The 17,665-nt window shown below is 71.6% G+C and carries 8 protein-coding genes and 1 tRNA gene; 3 read left to right on the top strand and 6 right to left on the bottom strand.

The window, feature by feature from the left end:
- Nucleotides 1–8: 8 nt before the first annotated feature.
- From AQJ84_RS03215 to AQJ84_RS03205, 3 genes are all read right to left on the bottom strand, one after another.
- A complete protein-coding gene (locus tag AQJ84_RS03215; protein ID WP_053190250.1) occupies nucleotides 9–3,251 on the bottom strand; it encodes a type I polyketide synthase in 3,243 nt (1,080 codons plus the stop codon).
- A 1-nt stretch (nucleotide 3,252) separates the two neighbouring features.
- Nucleotides 3,253–8,367 carry a type I polyketide synthase gene (locus AQJ84_RS42865; RefSeq protein ID WP_079022596.1) on the bottom strand — a complete coding sequence of 1,705 codons (5,115 nt, stop codon included), beginning with the start codon at nucleotides 8,365–8,367 and terminating at the stop codon, nucleotides 3,253–3,255.
- 913 nt (nucleotides 8,368–9,280) lie between these two features.
- A tRNA-Leu gene (locus AQJ84_RS03205) sits at nucleotides 9,281–9,368 on the bottom strand.
- A gap of 142 nt (nucleotides 9,369–9,510) precedes the next feature.
- Here AQJ84_RS03205 and AQJ84_RS03200 point away from each other — a divergent pair.
- A complete protein-coding gene (locus AQJ84_RS03200) occupies nucleotides 9,511–10,839 on the top strand; it encodes a DUF2254 domain-containing protein (RefSeq protein WP_053190252.1) in 1,329 nt (442 codons plus the stop codon).
- Between the two features lie 79 nt (nucleotides 10,840–10,918).
- Here AQJ84_RS03200 and AQJ84_RS03195 read toward each other — a convergent pair whose 3' ends face one another.
- The 3 genes from AQJ84_RS03195 to sucC all read right to left on the bottom strand — a co-directional run bounded on the left by AQJ84_RS03195 (nucleotide 10,919) and on the right by sucC (nucleotide 14,585).
- A complete protein-coding gene (locus AQJ84_RS03195; RefSeq protein ID WP_030039654.1) occupies nucleotides 10,919–12,460 on the bottom strand; it encodes an aldehyde dehydrogenase family protein in 1,542 nt (513 codons plus the stop codon).
- A gap of 104 nt (nucleotides 12,461–12,564) precedes the next feature.
- Nucleotides 12,565–13,443, bottom strand: coding sequence for a succinate--CoA ligase subunit alpha (gene sucD, locus AQJ84_RS03190; protein ID WP_030039655.1), 879 nt, complete (start codon nucleotides 13,441–13,443; stop codon nucleotides 12,565–12,567).
- 11 nt (nucleotides 13,444–13,454) lie between these two features.
- Nucleotides 13,455–14,585 (bottom strand): ADP-forming succinate--CoA ligase subunit beta, encoded by a 1,131-nt coding sequence (gene sucC, locus AQJ84_RS03185; protein WP_053190253.1) that lies wholly within the window; start codon nucleotides 14,583–14,585, stop codon nucleotides 13,455–13,457.
- 144 nt (nucleotides 14,586–14,729) lie between these two features.
- Here sucC and AQJ84_RS03180 point away from each other — a divergent pair, with 144 nt between their 5' ends.
- Nucleotides 14,730–16,412, top strand: a complete 1,683-nt coding sequence (locus tag AQJ84_RS03180) for a thiamine pyrophosphate-binding protein (RefSeq protein ID WP_053190254.1) — start codon at nucleotides 14,730–14,732, stop codon at nucleotides 16,410–16,412.
- A gap of 10 nt (nucleotides 16,413–16,422) precedes the next feature.
- A complete protein-coding gene (gene frc, locus AQJ84_RS03175) occupies nucleotides 16,423–17,664 on the top strand; it encodes a formyl-CoA transferase (RefSeq protein WP_030039658.1) in 1,242 nt (413 codons plus the stop codon).
- The last annotated feature ends 1 nt before the right edge of the window (nucleotide 17,665 follow it).

Below are 17,665 nucleotides of genomic sequence, written 5' to 3'. Positions count from 1 at the left end.
CCCTTCGCCTAACCCTCACTGTCGATTTCCGCGTTGAGCAGAGAAATGAGTTCTTCTTCCGACAGGCCTTCGGCCTCGGCGAGATCCAGTGCCTCCACGTCCCGGGCCTCGGCCTCGGGGGTGGGCACCGTGACGGCCTCGGGAACGGCCCCGTCCTCGCCCTCGGGAACGGCCACCTCGGCCAGGTGGCGGGCGAGCGCGTTGACGGACCCGTGCTCGAACATGACCGTCGCCGGGATCTGGATGCCGAGGGCGGCGACGATCCGCTTGTGCACGTTGGTCGCCATGAGCGAGTCCATGCCGAGCTGGAAGAAGCCCGCGTCCGGGTCGAGCTCCCGGGGGTCGAACTCCAGGGCCGTGGCCACCAGGCCGAGGACGAAGTCCGCGGCGGCCGACTCCCGTTCGGCCGGCGGCAGGGTACGCAGTCGCCCGCCGAGCTCGGCATCGGCGGAGGCGCGGCGCCGCTGCGGCGCGGCCGGTTTCGGCGCCTGCGCCACGGCCTGGGTGTCGCGCTCGCGGTACCAGAGCCGCTCGTGCTGCCACTGCTGGGACACCAGCGGCACCGCCTGCGCGACCGGACCGAGCAGCGTGTCGAAACGTATCGGCAGGCCTGCGCAGTGCAGCGCCGCGGCGCCCAGCAGCAGGGGTTCCCCGGCCGCGGCGCCCGAGTTCGGCGCGGGCACGGCCAGCCCCTCGACCCCGGCGTCGGCGAGGGCCCGCTGGAGACTGCTGGTGAGCGGCTGGCCCGGGCTCAGGTCGACGAACAGGCCGGCGCCGAGGCCGAGCGCGGTCTGCGCCGCGTCCCAGAAGCGGACCGTGCGCCGCATGTTCTCGAACCAGTGCTCCGGCCCGAATCCGGTGCCTTCGCGGACCTGTCCGGTCACCGTGGAGACGATCTGCGGACCGGCCGGCCGCGGAGTCAGCCCGGACAGCGCGTCGAGCAGTCCCTCGCGCATCGCGTCCATGGCCGAGCTGTGGGTCGCGACCGCCTGCCTGACCAGCCGTGACGGGACGTTCTCCGCCTTCAGCTCGGCCGCCGCCTTCTCCAACGCGTCCTGCGGGCCGGAGAGCGCAGCGGACAGTGGCCCTTCCGACGAGGCCACCGCGAGCCCCTCGTGGCGCCGGACCAGACCGGCGAGCCGGTCGGCCGACGCGGCTACCGCGAGCATCCCGCCGTGGCCCCGCCGCGCCTCGACGGCGGCGCTCTGCGCGCAGATCACCCGGGCGGCGTCGACGCGGTCCAGCACCCCGGCGAACCGGGCCGCGGCCATCTCGCCGAACCCGTGCCCGATGACGGCCTGCGGGCGGATCCCCAGCTCCGTCCACCAGGCGCCCAAGCCGAGGGTGATCGCGTACCGCACCGGCTGCACCAGGTCGATCCGCTGCTCGTCGTCGATGCCCTCGATCAGGTCGTGGATGCTCCGGCCGAGCCACGGGCGCAGGGCGTCATCGCAGTCGTCGAGCGTCTCCCGGAAGACGGTGCTCTCCTGCGACAGCCGCCACGCGGTCTCCGCCCAGCCGCCCTGCGCGTGCGCCGAGAAGGCGAACACCACACCGTTCGGCGCGTCGGCGGCCCGCCCGCTGGTCACACCGGCTGCGAAGCCGGACTCCGACCAGTCGCCGAGCCGCTCCGCCGCCTCGCGCGCGGTGCGGGCCACCACGGCGAGGCGGTGCTCCTGGTGGGTACGCCGGACGGTCGACGTGTGCGCGACGCCCCGGAACTCCGCGTCGCCGGCCGGGGCCCCGTGCAGGAAGTCCCGGTGCGCCGCCGCGGTCGCGGCGAGGAGCTCCTCGGTGCGGGCGGACATCGCCACGACGTACGGGGGCGGCGGGGCGGGCGCGGCCTCGGGTGCGGGCTCCGGTGACGGTGCCGGGCCGAGGATCGCGTGCGCGTTCGTCCCGCCGGCGCCGAAGGAGCTGACCGCCGCGTGCCGGAAGCGGTCGGGCACCGTCCAGTCCTGGGCCTTTTCGGCGATGGCCAGCCGCGTGCCGTCCAGGTCGATGTTCGGGTTGAGGCGGTCGAAGTTCAAATTGCCGATGATCCGGCCGTGCTTGATGCACAGTGCGGCCTTCACCAGCCCGGCGAGTCCCGCGGCCGACTCCAGGTGGCCGATGTTGGTCTTCACCGAGCCGAGCAGGCAGGGCGGTGCCTCGTCCGCGCGCCCGTAGGTCGCCGCCAGCGCCTCGACCTCGATCGGGTCGCCGAGGACCGTGCCCGTGCCGTGCGCCTCGACGAGGGTGATCTGGTCCGGCTGGAGGGCGGCGGACTTGAGCGCCTGGCGGATCACCTTCTGCTGGGCCCGGCCGTTCGGGGCGGTCTGACCGTTGCTCAGCCCGTCCTGGTTCACCGCGGTGCCGTTGATCACCGCGATGACCGGGTCGCCCGCGGCCACCGCGTCGCTGAGCCGGCGGAGCGCGACCGCGACCACGCCCTCGCCCCGCGTGTATCCGCTCGCGGCGGCGTCGAAGGTGCGACATCGGCCGTCCGGCGAAAGCGGCATGCCCTTCGCGTGGGCGACCGCCACCGAGGGGGACAGGATCAGGTTCACACCGCCGACCACGGTCAGGTCGCTCTCGCCGCTGCGCAGGCTCTGGCAGGCCAGGTGCACCGCGACGAGCGAGGAGGAGCAGGCGGTGTCCACAGTCAGGCTCGGGCCGTTGAGGTCGAGCAGGTAGGAGAGCCGGTTCGCGATCAGCGAGTTGGTGCCGCCGGTGATCGTGTAGGTGTCCGCCCAGGACGGGTCGGCGACCTGGAGCTGGAGGTAGTCGGCGGAGTTCACCCCGACGAACACACCGGTCGAGGTGCCGGCGAGCCTCTCCCGGGAGAGTCCGGCCCGGTCCAGCGCCTCCCAGGCGACCTCCAGGAACAGCCGCTGCTGCGGGTCCATTCGGGAGGCCTCGCGCGGCGAGATGCCGAAGAAGTACGGGTCGAACTCGTCGACCCCGTCGACGAAGGCGCCGTACCGCATCCGCATCCGGCCGGGCGTCTCCGGGTCGGGGTCGTAGTAGGAGTCCCCGTCCCACCGCGAGGCGGGAATGGGCGTGATGGCGTCCACGCCGCCGGAGAGCAGGTCCCAGTAGTCCTCCATGGACCGGACGCCGCCCGGCAGGCGGCAGCCGATGCCGATCAGCGCGATCGGCTCGCTGCGGGTGCGCTCCAGCTTCTCGATGCGTTCCCGGAGGCGTGCGACGATGCGGGCAGCGTCGGGCGCCGCCGCGGGCCGAGCCGCGACGGTGGGGGAATCGGTCATGTCAGAGGTCCTCTATGCGTGCTTCGAGGAGTTCGAGCTCCCGCAGCAGGCTGTCTGCGTCGTCCACACCGGGCTGGAGCGCGGATCCGTTGGGTGAGCCGGGCGACAGCGGCTCGGGCGGCCGCTGCGTATCGGCGTCTCGCCGCGGCGTGCTCAGCCCGGCCTTGTCGATGAGGTACGGCACGAGCTCCTGGACCGTCGGGTAGTTGAAGGCGAGGCTGGACGACAGCTTCACGCCGAACTTCCGTTCCAGCCTCTTGCGGAGCTCGACCGCCATGAGCGAGTCCATGCCGAACTCGCGGAACGGCTGGTCGACGCGGAGGCGCTCGGGGCTCGTGTCCACGATCCGTGCGACGGCCGTCCGCACGATGGACTCGACCTCGGCCGGGTCCGCCGTGAGCGGCTCCGGCCCCCGCTCGTCGGCCGCCGCGGGCCGCGCGGACTCCGGGGCCTGCGCGAAGCCGCCCGGTTCCACGGCGGGTGAGGCGATCCGCAAGGTGTCGGACCGGCGCACGCGCAGCCCACGGAGCTCCATCAGGTCACCGCCGGCGGCGTCCAGCATCCGCACGTCGGCCCGGGTGCCCCCGGCGCCGTCCGCTTCGAGGCGCACGTGGACGGAGACCGTGTCGGACGGCTTGCCGGCGAAGGAAATCGAGTCGGCTCCCTCGACCAGCACCATGCCCGTCCCGTCCGGGTCTCCGCCTCCGAGGACGGCGGCGGTGACGGTCTGGAAGGCCGCGTCGTACGCGGCGCGCGGCAGTCGCGTACCCGCCATCGCGAGGTCCTGTGCCGTGAGCGTGGCCAGCGCGACCGCGCCGCCGTCGACGGCCCGGAAGGCGGTCACCCGCCGGTACTCCGGACCGCACTCGACGCCGTGGTCGGCCAGCAGCCGGTAGAAGCCGTCCTCCGTGAGGGCGTCCGGCATGGAGAGCTCCGTGTCGTGGCGCAGGGGACCGTGGTGCAGGGGACCGTGCTCGTCCGGCGTGCGGTCCTCGGCCCGGAACACGGCCTCGGCGAGCAGGAGCGGGGTCGCGCCTCCACGGTCGAAGACCCGGAAGCGGGCGCCGCCTCCCTCCTGCGACCACACCGACTGCACGAGCCGCGGCCGTCCTGCCTCCGGCGCGAGCACGGAGGCGAACAGGAGGTCGGAGACACCGAGTTCCGCCCCCGGCCTCACCTCGTCGACCGCGGCCGCAGCCAGCGCGAGGTAGGCCGATCCCGGCACCACCGCGGTGCCCCGGACCTGGTGGTCCGCGACCTCCGGGATCTCCGCGGACAGCCGTGTCTGCCAGTAGTGCACCCCGGGTTCGACCGCGGAGTCGAGCCGGGCGCCGAGCACCAGACCCGTACCGGCCGCGTACCCGGAGCGTGCCTCGCGATCGGCACCGGACAGGCCTGGAATCGGGAAGTGCTGTCGCTGCCAGGGGTACGCCGGAAGATCCGCCTGGCGACGCGCGCCGGGGCGCAGCGCCGCGCTTCCGTCGACCTCGGCACCGGCGAGATGGGCGGCGCCGAGCGACCCCAGCATGACCGCGCGCCCGTCCTCGTCGCGGCGCAGCGACGGGACGACCGTCACCCGGCGCCCGGCGTGCGCGGCGGCCTCGTCGATCGCGCTGGTGAGGACCGGGTCCGGGCTGATCTCGACGAAGAGGGCGTTGCCGTCGTCGAGCAGCGACCGGACACCGTCCGGGAACGCCGGGGGCTCGCGCAGGGTGTCGCACCAGTACGCGGCGTCCATGCCGGAGCCGTCGACGCGCTGGTTCAGCACAGTCGAGTGGATCGGGACCCGGCCGGCGGTCGGCCGGAGCGCGCTCAGCTCCGCCCGCAGCTCCTCCGGCGGGCTGTCCGACAGAACGCTGCCGAGGCAGGTGATCCGCAGGCCGTCGTCCAGGGTGAGTGCCCCGCTCGTACACGCCGCCGCCACCTCGCCAACGCCGTGGCCGATCACCACGTCCGGCTCCACTCCCCAGGACCGCCACAGCTCGGCGAGTGCCACCTGGACGGAGAAGAGCAGCGGCTGGACGGGACCGTTCGGCTGCCCGTCCGTCGCGGTGGAGTTCAGCTCCTCGAGGAGCGAGCGGCCGAGCAGCGGCGCCGCCTTCGCGTCGCACTCGCGCAGCACCGCCGCGAACACCGGCTCCTCGGCCAGCAGGCTCCGGGCCGTGCCGGGCCACTGCGAGCCGGGACCGGGGAAGACGAACGCGGTCCGGGGCCGGCCGGCCGCGGGCTGCTCGGAGGCCCATGCGGCCTCCGCGTCGCCGCCCTGGGCGAGCCGCTCCAGGTCGGCGGCCAGGCCGGGCAGATCGCGCCCGACCGCGGCAAGCCGATACGGGAAGGCGGTGCGGCGGGCGGTGGCCCGGCAGACGTCCGCCACGGTGGTCTCCGGCGTGGCCGTGCGCAGCGCGCCGGCCGTCTCTCCGGCGTACTGGAGCAGCGCCTCCGGACTCCGCGCGGAGAGGGTCAGCAGCTGCGCCGTCCGCTCGTCCCGCACTTCCGGCTGCCAGCCGAGCGCCCGCAGCGCCGCGAGCGCGTCGGAGAGTCCGCCGCGCGGGTCGCCGCGCCGCATGGTGCCGAGTGCGACAGGGCTGCGGTCATCGCCGGTGGCGGCGGTTGCGGCCTCCTCGGTGAGCTGCCTCAGCGCGTGCAGCAGCACGGCATGGGCGGTGATCTCCAGGAGTACCGAGGCGCCGTCGGTCATCGCCCGGCGTACGGCGTCGTCGAACCGGACCAGGCAGCGGAGGTTCTGCGCGAAGTAGGCGCCGTTGACCTCACGCCAGTCGAGCGGCTCCGCGGTGACCGAGGAGATCAACGGGATCCGCCCCGGGCGCGGGCGCAGCTCGCCGATGTCGCGCACCAGGTCCTCGATGACCTGCTCGATCGCCGGGCCGTGTCCGGCCACGTCGACGTCGATCATGCCGGCCTGGGCGCCGGCGGCCCTGGTTGCGGCGACCAGCTCTTCGAGCCGGGCGCGGTCGCCGGAGATCACGGTGGAACGCGGCCCGTTGCACGCGGCCACGGTCACCCTGTCGTCGTCGCCGACGAGTTCGTGCGCCTCGGCCGCCGTGTACTCCAGCGCGGCCATGCCGTGGTCAGGGCGGGCCATCTGGTACTGGTACCGGCTGTAGTGGTAGACGAGCGCCGTCCCCTGTTCCACGTCGAGGATTCCGGCGATCACGGCCGCCGGGATCTCGCCGATGCAGTGTCCGACCACCGAGGCCGGGCGCACGCCGTGGTGTTCCAGCAGGCGGGCCAGGCCGACCTGCACGGCGTACAGCAGCGGCAGGACCACGTCCAGGCGCTTCCTGGACTCCGAGCCCGTGGCGAGCTTCTCGGCCAGGGACCAGCCGGCCAGCGGGACGAAGTAGCGGTCGCACTCCTCGACCGCGGCGCGGAAGACCGGTTCCGCGCGCATCAGCTCGACGCCCATCTCCGCGTACTGGTGCCCGTGCGGGGAGCAGACGAAGAGGATGTCCGGGTTCGGCCCGTCCACAGGTGGGGCGGTGGGCTGCCCGACCGGCTCCGGGGCGCTTGCCGGGGGCAGTTCACGGAGCGAGGGCTCGTCACGTCCTTCGAGAACGACGTGCACGTTCGTGCCGCCAAAGCCGAAGGCGCTGACTCCGGCGAGCGGGCGCGCGTTCTGCGGCCATGCCTCGTTCTCGCGCGGGACGCGCAGGCGCATTCCCTCGAAGTCGATGTGCGCGTTCGGGGTTTCGAAGTGCGGGTTCGACGGGATCTGGCGGTGCCACAGGCAGAGCGCCGCCTTCATCAGCCCCGCGATGCCCGCGGCGCCTTCGAGGTGGCCGATGTTCGCCTTCACCGAACCGAGGACCAGGTCGGGCGCGTCCTCCTGACGCCCCACGGTGAGCACCGCGCCGAGGGCAGAGGCCTCGATCGGGTCGCCGAGCACGGTACCCGTGCCGTGCGTCTCGACGTACGCGACCTCGCGCGCGTCGACCGCCGCCGTCTCGTAGGCCCGGCTGAGGACTTCCTGCTGGGCGACGGGGTTCGGCGCGGTCAGGCCGTTGCTCTGTCCGTCGTTGTTGGCGGCCGATCCCCGGATCACGCACCAGATCCGGTCGTTGTCGGCGAGCGCGCGCGACAGGGGCTTGAGGACGACGACGCCGCAGCCCTCGCCCCGGCCGAAGCCGTCGGCGCTCTCGTCGAAGACCTTGCACCGGCCGTCCGGCGCGAGAGCGCCGAAGCCCTGCAGCGCCTCCGTGGTCCGCGGGTCGAGGAGCAGGTTGACCCCGCCGACGACGGCGACCTTCGACTCCCCGGTGGCCAGGCTCTGACAGGCGAGGTGCACGGCCAGCAGGGAGGACGAACACGCGGTGTCGACGACCAGGCTCGGACCACGCAGCCCGAGGGCGTACGAGAAGCGGTTGGCGATCATGTTCAGGGAGCGCCCGCTCGCCAGGTAGGCCGAGGCCGGGCCGTCCGACGCACCCAGGTTGGCGTAGTCGTGCCAGATGGCGCCGACGAAGACGCCGGTGGGGCTGCCGGCGAGGCTGCCGTCGCCGAGCCCGGCGGCGTCCAGCGCCTCCCAGGCCACTTCGAGGAAGAGGGACTGCTGCGGATCCATCTCCTGCGCCTCGCGCGGGGAGATGCCGAAGAACAGCGGGTCGAATTGGTCGACAGGGCCGCGCAGATAGCCCGCTTCACGCGGCCCCGCCACGGGCGTTCGCCGCCCCGGCGGTACCGGTCCGGTCAGGTCGGCGCCGTCACTCAGCAGCCGCCAGAACTGATCGATGTCGTCAGCGCCCGGGAAGCGGCAGGCCATGCCCACGACGGCGACGGGCTCGCCGCTCACAGGCACCCCCGGACCCTCCATCGCGCCTGTGGCCGTCGGCTCCGGCGCCGGTCCGCCGAGCAGTCGCGCGACCAGCCGCTCGACCGTCGGGCATTCCCACGGGAGCGTGGCCGAAAGCTTACGGCCCATAAGTTCGCCGAGCGCCTCTACGAATCCGACGGCTTTGAGCGAGTCGAGTCCATAGGCGGAGAACACGACGTCGTCGCGCAGAGCAGCGGGATCCATGCCGAGCCGGGCGGATAACTCGGAGCGCACCGCTGCGGCCAGGTCGGCAGAAGAATTATCGGTCGACTTTTGCGCTTCCATTCAAGCCACCCCCGTGAGCTGCCTGGAAATTCAATAATATGTCGCGCGCCCTCAGTCGACTCACTCAGAGTAAGAGTCAATGGAATATTACTTACAAAGAGGGCGTGTAAAACTGCCGTTAACAAATGGGGGTCGTACTCTTTCCTCGGTTCCCCTGACTTGAATCGCCTTTACGGCTTCCGACCCACGGCGCTGACCCTGGCAGTTCTCGCGCGATGTTGTCAAGCGGGTTGACACGGCCTGGAGACGACCCAGTCGACCCCTGACGTCGAGCCTGAATTCCGCTTACACGGGCCGCCGGGCGAGCCCAGATAGTGGCGATCAGGAGCTTGATCACGAGTTGCCCGGGGCAGCGGACGCGGTGGCGGCATTCCGCTTGATCGCTTACGGATGGATCCGACGGCGACGGGCCGCGCCCGCACCCATGGGCCGGTTCAGAACACCGGCAGGTTGGGAGCGAGGGCCACGATCGACAGGCTCAGGGCTCCGAGGCCGACCTCGTGGTCATGATGGTCCGGGGACCGTGATGGTCGATGATCCGGCCGACGTGGATGCCGGCGAAACCGCGAAGATGGCCAGGGTGAGCGGAAGGCGGCCATGGTGGCGCAGGTGGACCAGCCGATGTCGGCGGTGAACCAACCCTGGTCCAGCGGGAGTTCCGGCGCGGTCGCGGCGCCGCAAGGCCATGTCGCGGGCATCGAGGACAAGCTTGGCCCGCTTGCTGGTGGCGCGACCGCTTCCGACCGAGCAGGTCGAGCCTCCGCCACGCGAGTGACGCACCTCCGCCGCGCTCCGCCCCTCTCACCGAGCCGTTCCCGAGGCCCCAAGGCCCCGGGAACGACGAAAAACCGGTGAGTCACATGACTCAACCGGCAATTCGAACGCTTCGGGACGATCTCGTGAACGTCCCCAGTGGTGTCCGAGGGGGGACTTGAACCCCCACGCCCGATAAAGGGCACTAGCACCTCAAGCTAGCGCGTCTGCCATTCCGCCACCCGGACAAGGTGTCCGCCGCCTGGCCGGGGGTGCTCCCCGCGGCGACATGGACAACAATACCAAGCTTTCGGAGTGGCTTTCACCTGCATATCCACCCCCCGAGCGGCGCTCCCGGGCAGGCCGCGCCGGGGAATCTATGGTCTCACCATGAGCGACTGGATGGTTACGCACAGCCCGTCGACGGGGCGCAGACCGCGGGCGCTGTCGCCGCTCAGGGAGCATCTGCGGGACACGTTCTGGTTCGCGCCCGCCGCCGCCATGGTGAGCGTGTTCGTCGTGTGGGTGGTGGCGTCGGAGATCGACACCGCCCTCGTCGGGGCGCTCCAGGACGAGCAGGAGTACGACACGATCGAGGACCTGCTGAAGGTCGCCAACGACGCGAAGGCCGTGGTGACCACGGTGAGCTCGGCGATGATGACCTTCATCGGCGTGGTCTTCAGCATCTCGTTGGTCGCAGTGCAGATGGCGAGCGGCCAGTTCAGCCCCCGGGTGGTACGGATCTTCGTACGCAGCCGGATCACCAAGGCGACCTTCGCCGTCTTCCTCTCCACCTTCCTGCTGACCCTGCTGGTCCTGACGGCCTACGACAGCGAACCCGACCCCCGCCGGGTGTCCTCGGTACCCCTGATCCAGTCGCTGCTCACGCTCGCCATGGTCATGCTGAGTCTGGTGCTGTTCGTGATGTACGTGAACACGACGCTGCGCCTGATGCGGATCAGCCAGGTGATCGCCCGGATCGTCGGGGAGTCGTTCAGGGTGGCCGCGCTGATGCCGGTCGGGCCCCCCGCCGACGAGGGCGCGCTCGGGCCCGAGACCGCGTGGATCGCCCATGAGGGGCGGGCGGGCGTGCTGCGCGACGTGAACATCGCCCGGCTGGTGCGTGTGGCGCGGCAGCATGACGTCGTACTGCGGCTGATCCCGCGGACCGGGGACTTCGTCCTGCCCGGAACGCCCGTCCTGGCCGTGCACGGCGGCCAGGCGCCGCCGCGCCGCGCACTGCGCTACGCCGTCTCCGTCGGCGTCGAACGCACCTTCCACCAGGACCTCGCGTTCGGGCTGCGCCAGTTGTCCGACATCGCGCTCCGGGCGCTGTCCTCCGCGATCAACGATCCGACGACGGCCGTGCAGGCCCTCGACCGCATCGTGCAGTTCCTGGCGGCCCTCGCCCGGCGGCCGCTGCACGCGTCGCTGCACCGGGACCGCAAAGGCGCGGTCCGGCTCGTGCAGCCCGTGCCGGGCTGGACCGACCTGGTGGACCTGGGGTTCACCGAGATCCGGGACTGCGCCGTCGGAAACCCGCAGGTCACCCGGCGTCTGCTGGCCGGACTCGACGACCTCGCGCTGCTCGTCCCCGAGGACCGGCGCGCACCCCTGCTGCGTCATCGGGCGTTGCTCGCGCAGGCCGTCGAGACCGGCGTCCCGGTGGCCGCGGACCGGGCCTTCGCCCTCCAGCCGGACCGTCAGGGCATCGGCTGAGACCCGTCGGGCGCCGGCCGGCCGGCGCCCGCAGGGAGCGGACGCCACCCGGCTGTCGGCCGTCGTCCGGCCTTGGGCGTCACGGCATGAGCTGGTACTCCGGGAAGTTGCCGGGCAGCCGCTCCCCCACCGGGCCCTGGGTCACGGCCCGCACCAGCAGCTCGCCGCCGACGAAGGCGCCCCGCCAGGAGGCGCCGAACCCGCCGAACAGCTCGTCGCGGTCGCCCCGGGAGCGGGGCTTGCCGTGGCCGACCTTGAACGCCCGGATCTGCGGGGCGAGTCGGTCGAAGGTCGCCCGGTCGTCCGTGGACAGGGTGGCCACCAGCGCGCCGTTGGACGCGTTCATCGCGGCCAGCAGCTCCGCCTCCGTGTCGACCAGGACGATGGTGTCGACCGGGCCGAAGGGTTCCGCGTGATGCAGCGGGGAGGACGGCGGCGGGTTGAGGAGCGTGACCGGTTGGACGTACGCCGAGGTGTCCTGGCCGGGCAGGAAGCGGGCGTCGGCCGGCCTGCCGCGGTGCAGCGGGACGGCACCGCGGCCCATGGCCTCGGCGACCTGGTCGCGCAGCTCCTTGGCCTTGGCCGCGTTGATGACGGGGCCGAAGTCCAGCTGCGGGTACGGGGCATCGGGATGCTCGACCGCGAGCGGGTGGCCGACCCTCAGCGTGCGGACCGCCGGGAGGTACGCCGCCAGGAACTCGTCGAACAGCTCGCGCTGGACGACGAAGCGCGGGTACGCCGTGCAGCGCTGCTTGCCGTAGTCGAAGAGTTTCGGCACGACCGCTGTGAACGCGTCCCAGTCCGTGTGGTTCCAGATGCCCCAGGTGTTGAGTCCCTCCTGTTCGAGTACGTGGCGTTTGCCGAGGTCGGCGACGGCGGTGGCCACCGCGGCGCCGGTGTCGCGGCCGCCGACGAAGGAGACGCAGCCGATCTCGGGCGCCCGCACCAGCGCCTCGGACAGCTCGCCCCCGCTGCCGCTGACCAGGGTGACGGGGACCCCCTCGCGGGCGGCGAGCGCACAGGCCAGGGTCAGACAGGCGACACCGCCGTCGGTCGGGGTCTTGGCGATGACCGCGTTGCCCGCCAGTGCCTGTACCAGCACCGCGTGAACGAGCACGCTCATCGGGTAGTTCCAGCTCGCGATGTTCGAGACCGGGCCGTCCAGCGGGGCGCGGCCGGCGAGCATCGGTTCCGCGCCGTCGACGTACCAGCGCACGCCGTCGATGGCCCGGTCGACGTCCGCCTGTGCGAGCCGCCAGGGCTTGCCGATCTCCCAGACGAGCAGCAGGGAGAGCAGTTCGCGGTGTTCGGTGAGGGCGTCGAGGGTGGCCGCGACGCGGGCCCGGCGCTCGTCGAGGGGGATGTGCCGCCAGGCGCGGTGCTGGTCGAGCGAGGCGCGTACCGCCTGGTGGGCGGTGGCCCGGTCCAGGCGGGGCGGGCCCGCGATCGGGCTGCCGTCGACGGGGCTGGTGGCGGGCAGTGCCCGGCCGTCGGCCCGCCAGGCCGAGTTCCAGAGGTTGAGGACCCGGTCGTCGCGGAACGCCTCCGGGGCCACGGCGAGGCAGCGCTGCCAGGCGTCGGTCCAGGAGGTGCCTGATTTGAGGGTGAGGGTGGTTGCCATCGGGTTGCTCCGCTCTCGGTGCACAGTCGGGGGCGGGTCGGTGCATGGCTGCCAGGGGCGTCGGCGAGGCGCCGCGGCCCTGACGGGTGTCCTCGCGTGTGGTGTCACGCCTCCAGCCGGGCCAGCACCAGGCGGGCGGTCTCGGTGGGCGTGCCGCCGACCTTGACGCCGGCCGCCTCCAGTGCCGCCTTCTTCGCCGCCGCGGTGCCGGTCGAACCGGACACGATCGCGCCCGCGTGCCCCATGGTCTTGCCCTCGGGCGCGGTGAAGCCCGCGATGTAGCCGACGACGGGCTTGGTGACGTGCTCGCGGACGTAGGCGGCCGCGCGTTCCTCCGCGTCGCCGCCGATCTCCCCGATCAGGACGATGATCTCGGTGTCGGGGTCGTCCTGGAAGGCGGCGAGACAGTCGATGTGGGTGGTGCCGACGACGGGGTCGCCGCCGATGCCGACGCAGGTGGAGAACCCGATGTCGCGGAGTTCGTACATGAGTTGGTAGGTCAGCGTGCCCGACTTGGACACCAATCCGATGCGGCCGGGTTTGGCGATGTCGGCGGGGATGATGCCCGCGTCGGACTGGCCGGGGGTGATCAGGCCGGGGCAGTTCGGGCCGATGACCCGGGTGCCCCTCTCCTTCGCGTAGGTGGTGAAGGCGACGGAGTCGTGCACCGGGATGCCCTCGGTGATGACGACGGCGAGGCCGATGCCCGCGTCGGCGGCCTCGACGACGGCCGCCTTGGCGAACGGCGGGGGCACGAAGACGACGGTGACGTCGGCTCCGGTCGCCCGTATGCCGTCGGCGACGGTCCCGAAGACGGGCACGGCACGGTCGTCGAAGTCCACGGTGCGGCCCGCCTTGCGCGGGTTGACGCCGCCGACGACGTCGGTGCCGGCCGCGAGCATGCGGCGGGTGTGCTTCATGCCCTCGCCGCCGGTCATGCCCTGGACGAGGACCTTGCTTTCCTTGGTGAGGTAGATCGCCATGTCCCGTCTCCTCAGGCTGTGGTGGCGAGTTGGGCGGCACGGCGGGCGGCGCCGTCCATGGTGGTGGCCTGCTGGACGAGCGGATGGGCGTGCTCGTCGAGGATGGCCCGGCCGCGGGCGGCGTTGTTGCCGTCGAGGCGGACGACGAGCGGCTTGGTCAACCGCACCGTCTCCAGGGCCTGCACGATGCCGTCGGCCACCGCGTCGCAGGCGGTGATCCCGCCGAAGACGTTGACGAAGACGGACTTCACGGCCGGGTCGGAGAGGATGACCGACAGACCGTCGGCCATGATCTGGGCCGACGCCCCGCCGCCGATGTCGAGGAAGTTGGCGGGGCGGGCCCCGCAGCCGGCGACCACGTCGAGGGTCGACATGACCAGTCCGGCGCCGTTGCCGATGATGCCGACCTCGCCGTCGAGTTTGACGTAGTTGAGGCCCTTCGCGGCGGCCGCCGCCTCCAGCGGGTCCTCGTGCGCCACGCCCTCGGCGCCCCAGCGTTCCTGTCGGAAGCGGGCGTTGTCGTCGAGGGTGACCTTGCCGTCCAGGGCGAGGATCTGGCCCTGGCCGGTGAGGACGAGCGGGTTGACCTCCACGAGGACGGCGTCCTCCCGGACCAGCACCTCCCACAGTCGCACCAGGACGTCGACGGTCCGGGGCGGCAGGCCCGCGGCCTCGGCGATCTCGGCGGCCTTCGCCGAGGTGACGCCCTCGGCCGGGTCGATGTGGATACGGGCGACGGCTTCCGGACGACTCGCGGCGACCTCCTCGATCTCCGTCCCGCCCTCCGCCGAGGCGATCGCGAGGAAGCGGCCGGCCGCGCGGTCCAGGACATAGGAGACGTAGAACTCGCTCTCGATGTCGACGGGTTGGGCCAGCAGCACCCTGCCGACGGTGTGGCCCTTGATGTCCATGCCCAGGATCTGGCGGGCAGTCAGTTCGGCGGCGGCCGGGTCCGCGGCGAGCTTGACGCCGCCCGCCTTGCCCCGGCCACCGGTCTTCACCTGGGCTTTGACCACCACGCGGCCGCCCAGCCTGCGGGCGATCTCGCGTGCTTCCCTGGGCGAGTCGGTGACCTCCGCCCTCGGCACCAAGATGCCGTGTTCTTCGAAGAGTTGCCTTGCCTGGTGCTCGTACAGGTCCATTCCGGCTCCTGACCTAAAAGTGCCGCACGCCCCCTGGACACCACCCACCGGATGCGGGATAACAAGCTTCATACAGTATTCGTCGACTGTATGCAATGTACCGCGAGAGCGTTCCAACCCCCTACGAAGGGACAGGACTTCGCCATGCCCGACGACACCCAGGACGTCATTTCCGGTGGTCATCTCGTTGCCAAGGCGCTGAAGGCCGAGGGGGTCGACCGCATCTACACCCTGTGCGGCGGCCACATCATCGACATCTACGACGGCTGCGTCGACGAGGGCATAGAAGTCGTCGACGTCCGGCACGAGCAGGTCGCCGCACACGCCGCCGACGGTTACGCCCGGATCACCGGCAAGCCCGGCTGCGCGGTCGTCACCGCGGGGCCCGGTACGACCGACGCCGTCACCGGTGTCGCCAACGCCTTCCGCGCGGAGTCCCCGATGCTGCTGATCGGCGGTCAGGGGGCCCTCACCCAGCACAAGATGGGGTCTCTGCAGGACCTGCCGCACGTCGACATGATGACGCCGATCACCAAGTTCGCGGCGGCCGTTCCCGACACGGCACGCGCGGCGGACATGGTGTCGATGGCGTTCCGTGAGTGCTACCACGGCGCTCCGGGCCCCTCGTTCCTGGAGATCCCGCGTGACGTCCTCGACGCCAAGGTGCCGGTGTCCAGGGCACGGGTGCCGAAGTCCGGTGCCTACCGTGCGTCCACCCGCTCGGCCGGCGACCCCGAAGCCGTCGAGAAGCTGGCCGACCTGCTGGTGCACGCCGAGAAACCGGCCATCCTGCTCGGCAGCCAGGTGTGGACGACCCGGGGCACCGAGGCCGCCATCGACCTCGTACGCACCCTCAACATCCCCGCGTACATGAACGGCGCCGGCCGCGGCACCCTGCCGCCGGGCGACCCGCACCACTTCCAGCTGTCGCGCCGGTACGCCTTCTCCCACGCCGACGTCATCGTGATCGTCGGCACGCCCTTCGACTTCCGCATGGGCTACGGCAAGCGGCTCTCCCCCGACGCGACCGTCGTGCAGATCGACCTCGACTACCGGACCGTCGGCAAGAACCGCGACATCGACCTCGGGATCGTCGGCGACGCCGGACTGGTGCTGAAGTCGGTGGCCGAGGCGGCCTCCGGGCGTATCAACGGGGGCGCGTCCAAGCGCAAGGAGTGGCTCGACGAGCTGCGGGCCGCCGAGCAGACCGCGCTGGAGAAGCGGCTGCCGAGTCTCAGGTCAGACGCCTCGCCCATCCACCCCTACCGGCTGGTCAGCGAGATCAACGACTTCCTCACCGAGGACTCCATCTACATCGGCGACGGGGGCGACATCGTCACCTTCTCCGGCCAGGTCGTGCAGCCCAAGTCACCCGGGCACTGGATGGACCCCGGTCCGCTGGGCACACTCGGCGTCGGTGTCCCCTTCGTGCTCGCCGCCAAGCAGGCGCGGCCCGACAAGGAGGTCGTCGCCCTCTTCGGCGACGGGGCGTTCTCCCTCACCGGCTGGGACTTCGAGACCCTCGTGCGCTACGACCTCCCCTTCGTCGGCATCGTCGGCAACAACTCCTCCATGAACCAGATCCGTTACGGCCAGGCCCAGAAGTACGGCCTGGAGCGCGAGCGCATCGGCAACACCCTCGGCGACGTCCACTACGACAAGTTCGCCCAGATGCTGGGCGGATACGGCGAGGAGGTCCGTGACCCCGCCGACATCGGCCCCGCCCTCAGGCGCGCCCGCGAGTCCGGCAAGCCGTCGCTGATCAACGTCTGGGTCGACCCGGACGCGTACGCCCCCGGAACCATGAACCAGACCATGTACAAGTGAGGTGCCCCCGATGACCGGTACGTCCACCAAGGCACTCGAAGGCATCCGCGTCCTGGACATGACCCACGTCCAGTCCGGGCCCTCCGCGACCCAGCTGCTCGCCTGGCTCGGCGCGGACGTCGTCAAGCTGGAAGCCCCCTCCGGTGACATCACGCGCAAGCAGTTGCGCGACCTCCCGGACGTCGACTCCCTCTACTTCACGATGCTCAACTGCAACAAGCGGAGCATCACCCTCAACACCAAGACCGAGCGCGGCAAGGAGATCCTCACCGAGCTGATCCGGCGCTCCGACGTCATGGTCGAGAACTTCGGACCGGGCGCGGTCGACCGCATGGGCTTCACCTGGGACCGCATCCAGGAGATCAATCCGCGGATCGTCTACGCCTCCATCAAGGGGTTCGGGGACGGCCCGTACACCAACTTCAAGGCGTACGAGGTCGTCGCGCAGGCCATGGGCGGGTCGATGTCGACCACCGGCTTCGAGGACGGGCCGCCACTGGCGACCGGGGCCCAGATCGGGGACTCGGGCACGGGCGTCCACGCCGTGGCGGGCATCCTCGCGGCGCTGTTCCAGCGGGAACAGACCGGGCGCGGACAGCGGGTGAACGTGGCCATGCAGCACGCGGTGCTCAACCTCTGCCGGGTGAAGCTGCGCGACCAGCAGCGCCTGGCCCATGGCGCACTCGCCGAATATCCCAACGACGACTTCGGCGACGAGGTTCCCAGGTCCGGGAACGCCTCCGGCGGCGGCCAGCCCGGCTGGGCGGTCAAGTGCGCGCCGGGCGGCCCCAACGACTACGTGTACGTCATCGTGCAGCCCGTCGGCTGGCAGCCGCTCAGCGAACTCATCGGCCGCCCCGAGCTGGCGGCCGATCCCGAGTGGGCCACGCCGGAGGCACGGCTGCCCAAGCTGGGCAAGATGTTCCAGCTGATCGAGGAGTGGTCGTCCACCCTCCCCAAGTGGGAGGTGCTGGAGAGGCTCAACGCGCACAACATCCCGTGCGGACCGATCCTGTCCACCAAGGAGATCATCGAGGACCGGTCGCTGGTCGCCAACGAGATGGTCGTCACCGTGCCGCACCCCGAGCGGGGCGAGTTCGTGACCGTGGGCAGCCCGCTGAAGCTCTCCGACTCCCCCGTCGAGGTGAGCAGTTCACCCCTGCTGGGCGAGCACAACGAAGAGGTCTACGTCGGCGAGCTCGGTCTCGGCGACGAGGAGCTGCGCCTGCTCAAGTCGAACGGAGTGATCTGAC

The sequence above is a fragment of the Streptomyces resistomycificus genome, from assembly GCF_001514265.1.
GTDB classification, from domain to species: Bacteria; Actinomycetota; Actinomycetes; order Streptomycetales; family Streptomycetaceae; genus Streptomyces; species Streptomyces resistomycificus.
Note: the sequence above shows the minus strand (reverse complement) of the source record. Positions and strands in the feature narration are given on the sequence as shown.

Bases quoted from the DNA above. Each gene is read 5' to 3' on its own strand.
- AQJ84_RS03195 (WP_030039654.1), bottom strand. From the start codon at position 12,460: ATGGCAACCACCCTCACCCTCAAATCAGGCACCTCCTGGACCGACGCC.
- sucC (WP_053190253.1), bottom strand. From the start codon at position 14,585: ATGGACCTGTACGAGCACCAGGCAAGGCAACTCTTCGAAGAACACGGC.
- AQJ84_RS03180 (WP_053190254.1), top strand. From the start codon at position 14,730: ATGCCCGACGACACCCAGGACGTCATTTCCGGTGGTCATCTCGTTGCC.
- AQJ84_RS03215 (WP_053190250.1), bottom strand. From the start codon at position 3,251: ATGACCGATTCCCCCACCGTCGCGGCTCGGCCCGCGGCGGCGCCCGAC.
- AQJ84_RS03200 (WP_053190252.1), top strand. From the start codon at position 9,511: ATGAGCGACTGGATGGTTACGCACAGCCCGTCGACGGGGCGCAGACCG.
- sucD (WP_030039655.1), bottom strand. From the start codon at position 13,443: ATGGCGATCTACCTCACCAAGGAAAGCAAGGTCCTCGTCCAGGGCATG.
- frc (WP_030039658.1), top strand. From the start codon at position 16,423: ATGACCGGTACGTCCACCAAGGCACTCGAAGGCATCCGCGTCCTGGAC.
- AQJ84_RS42865 (WP_079022596.1), bottom strand. From the start codon at position 8,367: ATGGAAGCGCAAAAGTCGACCGATAATTCTTCTGCCGACCTGGCCGCA.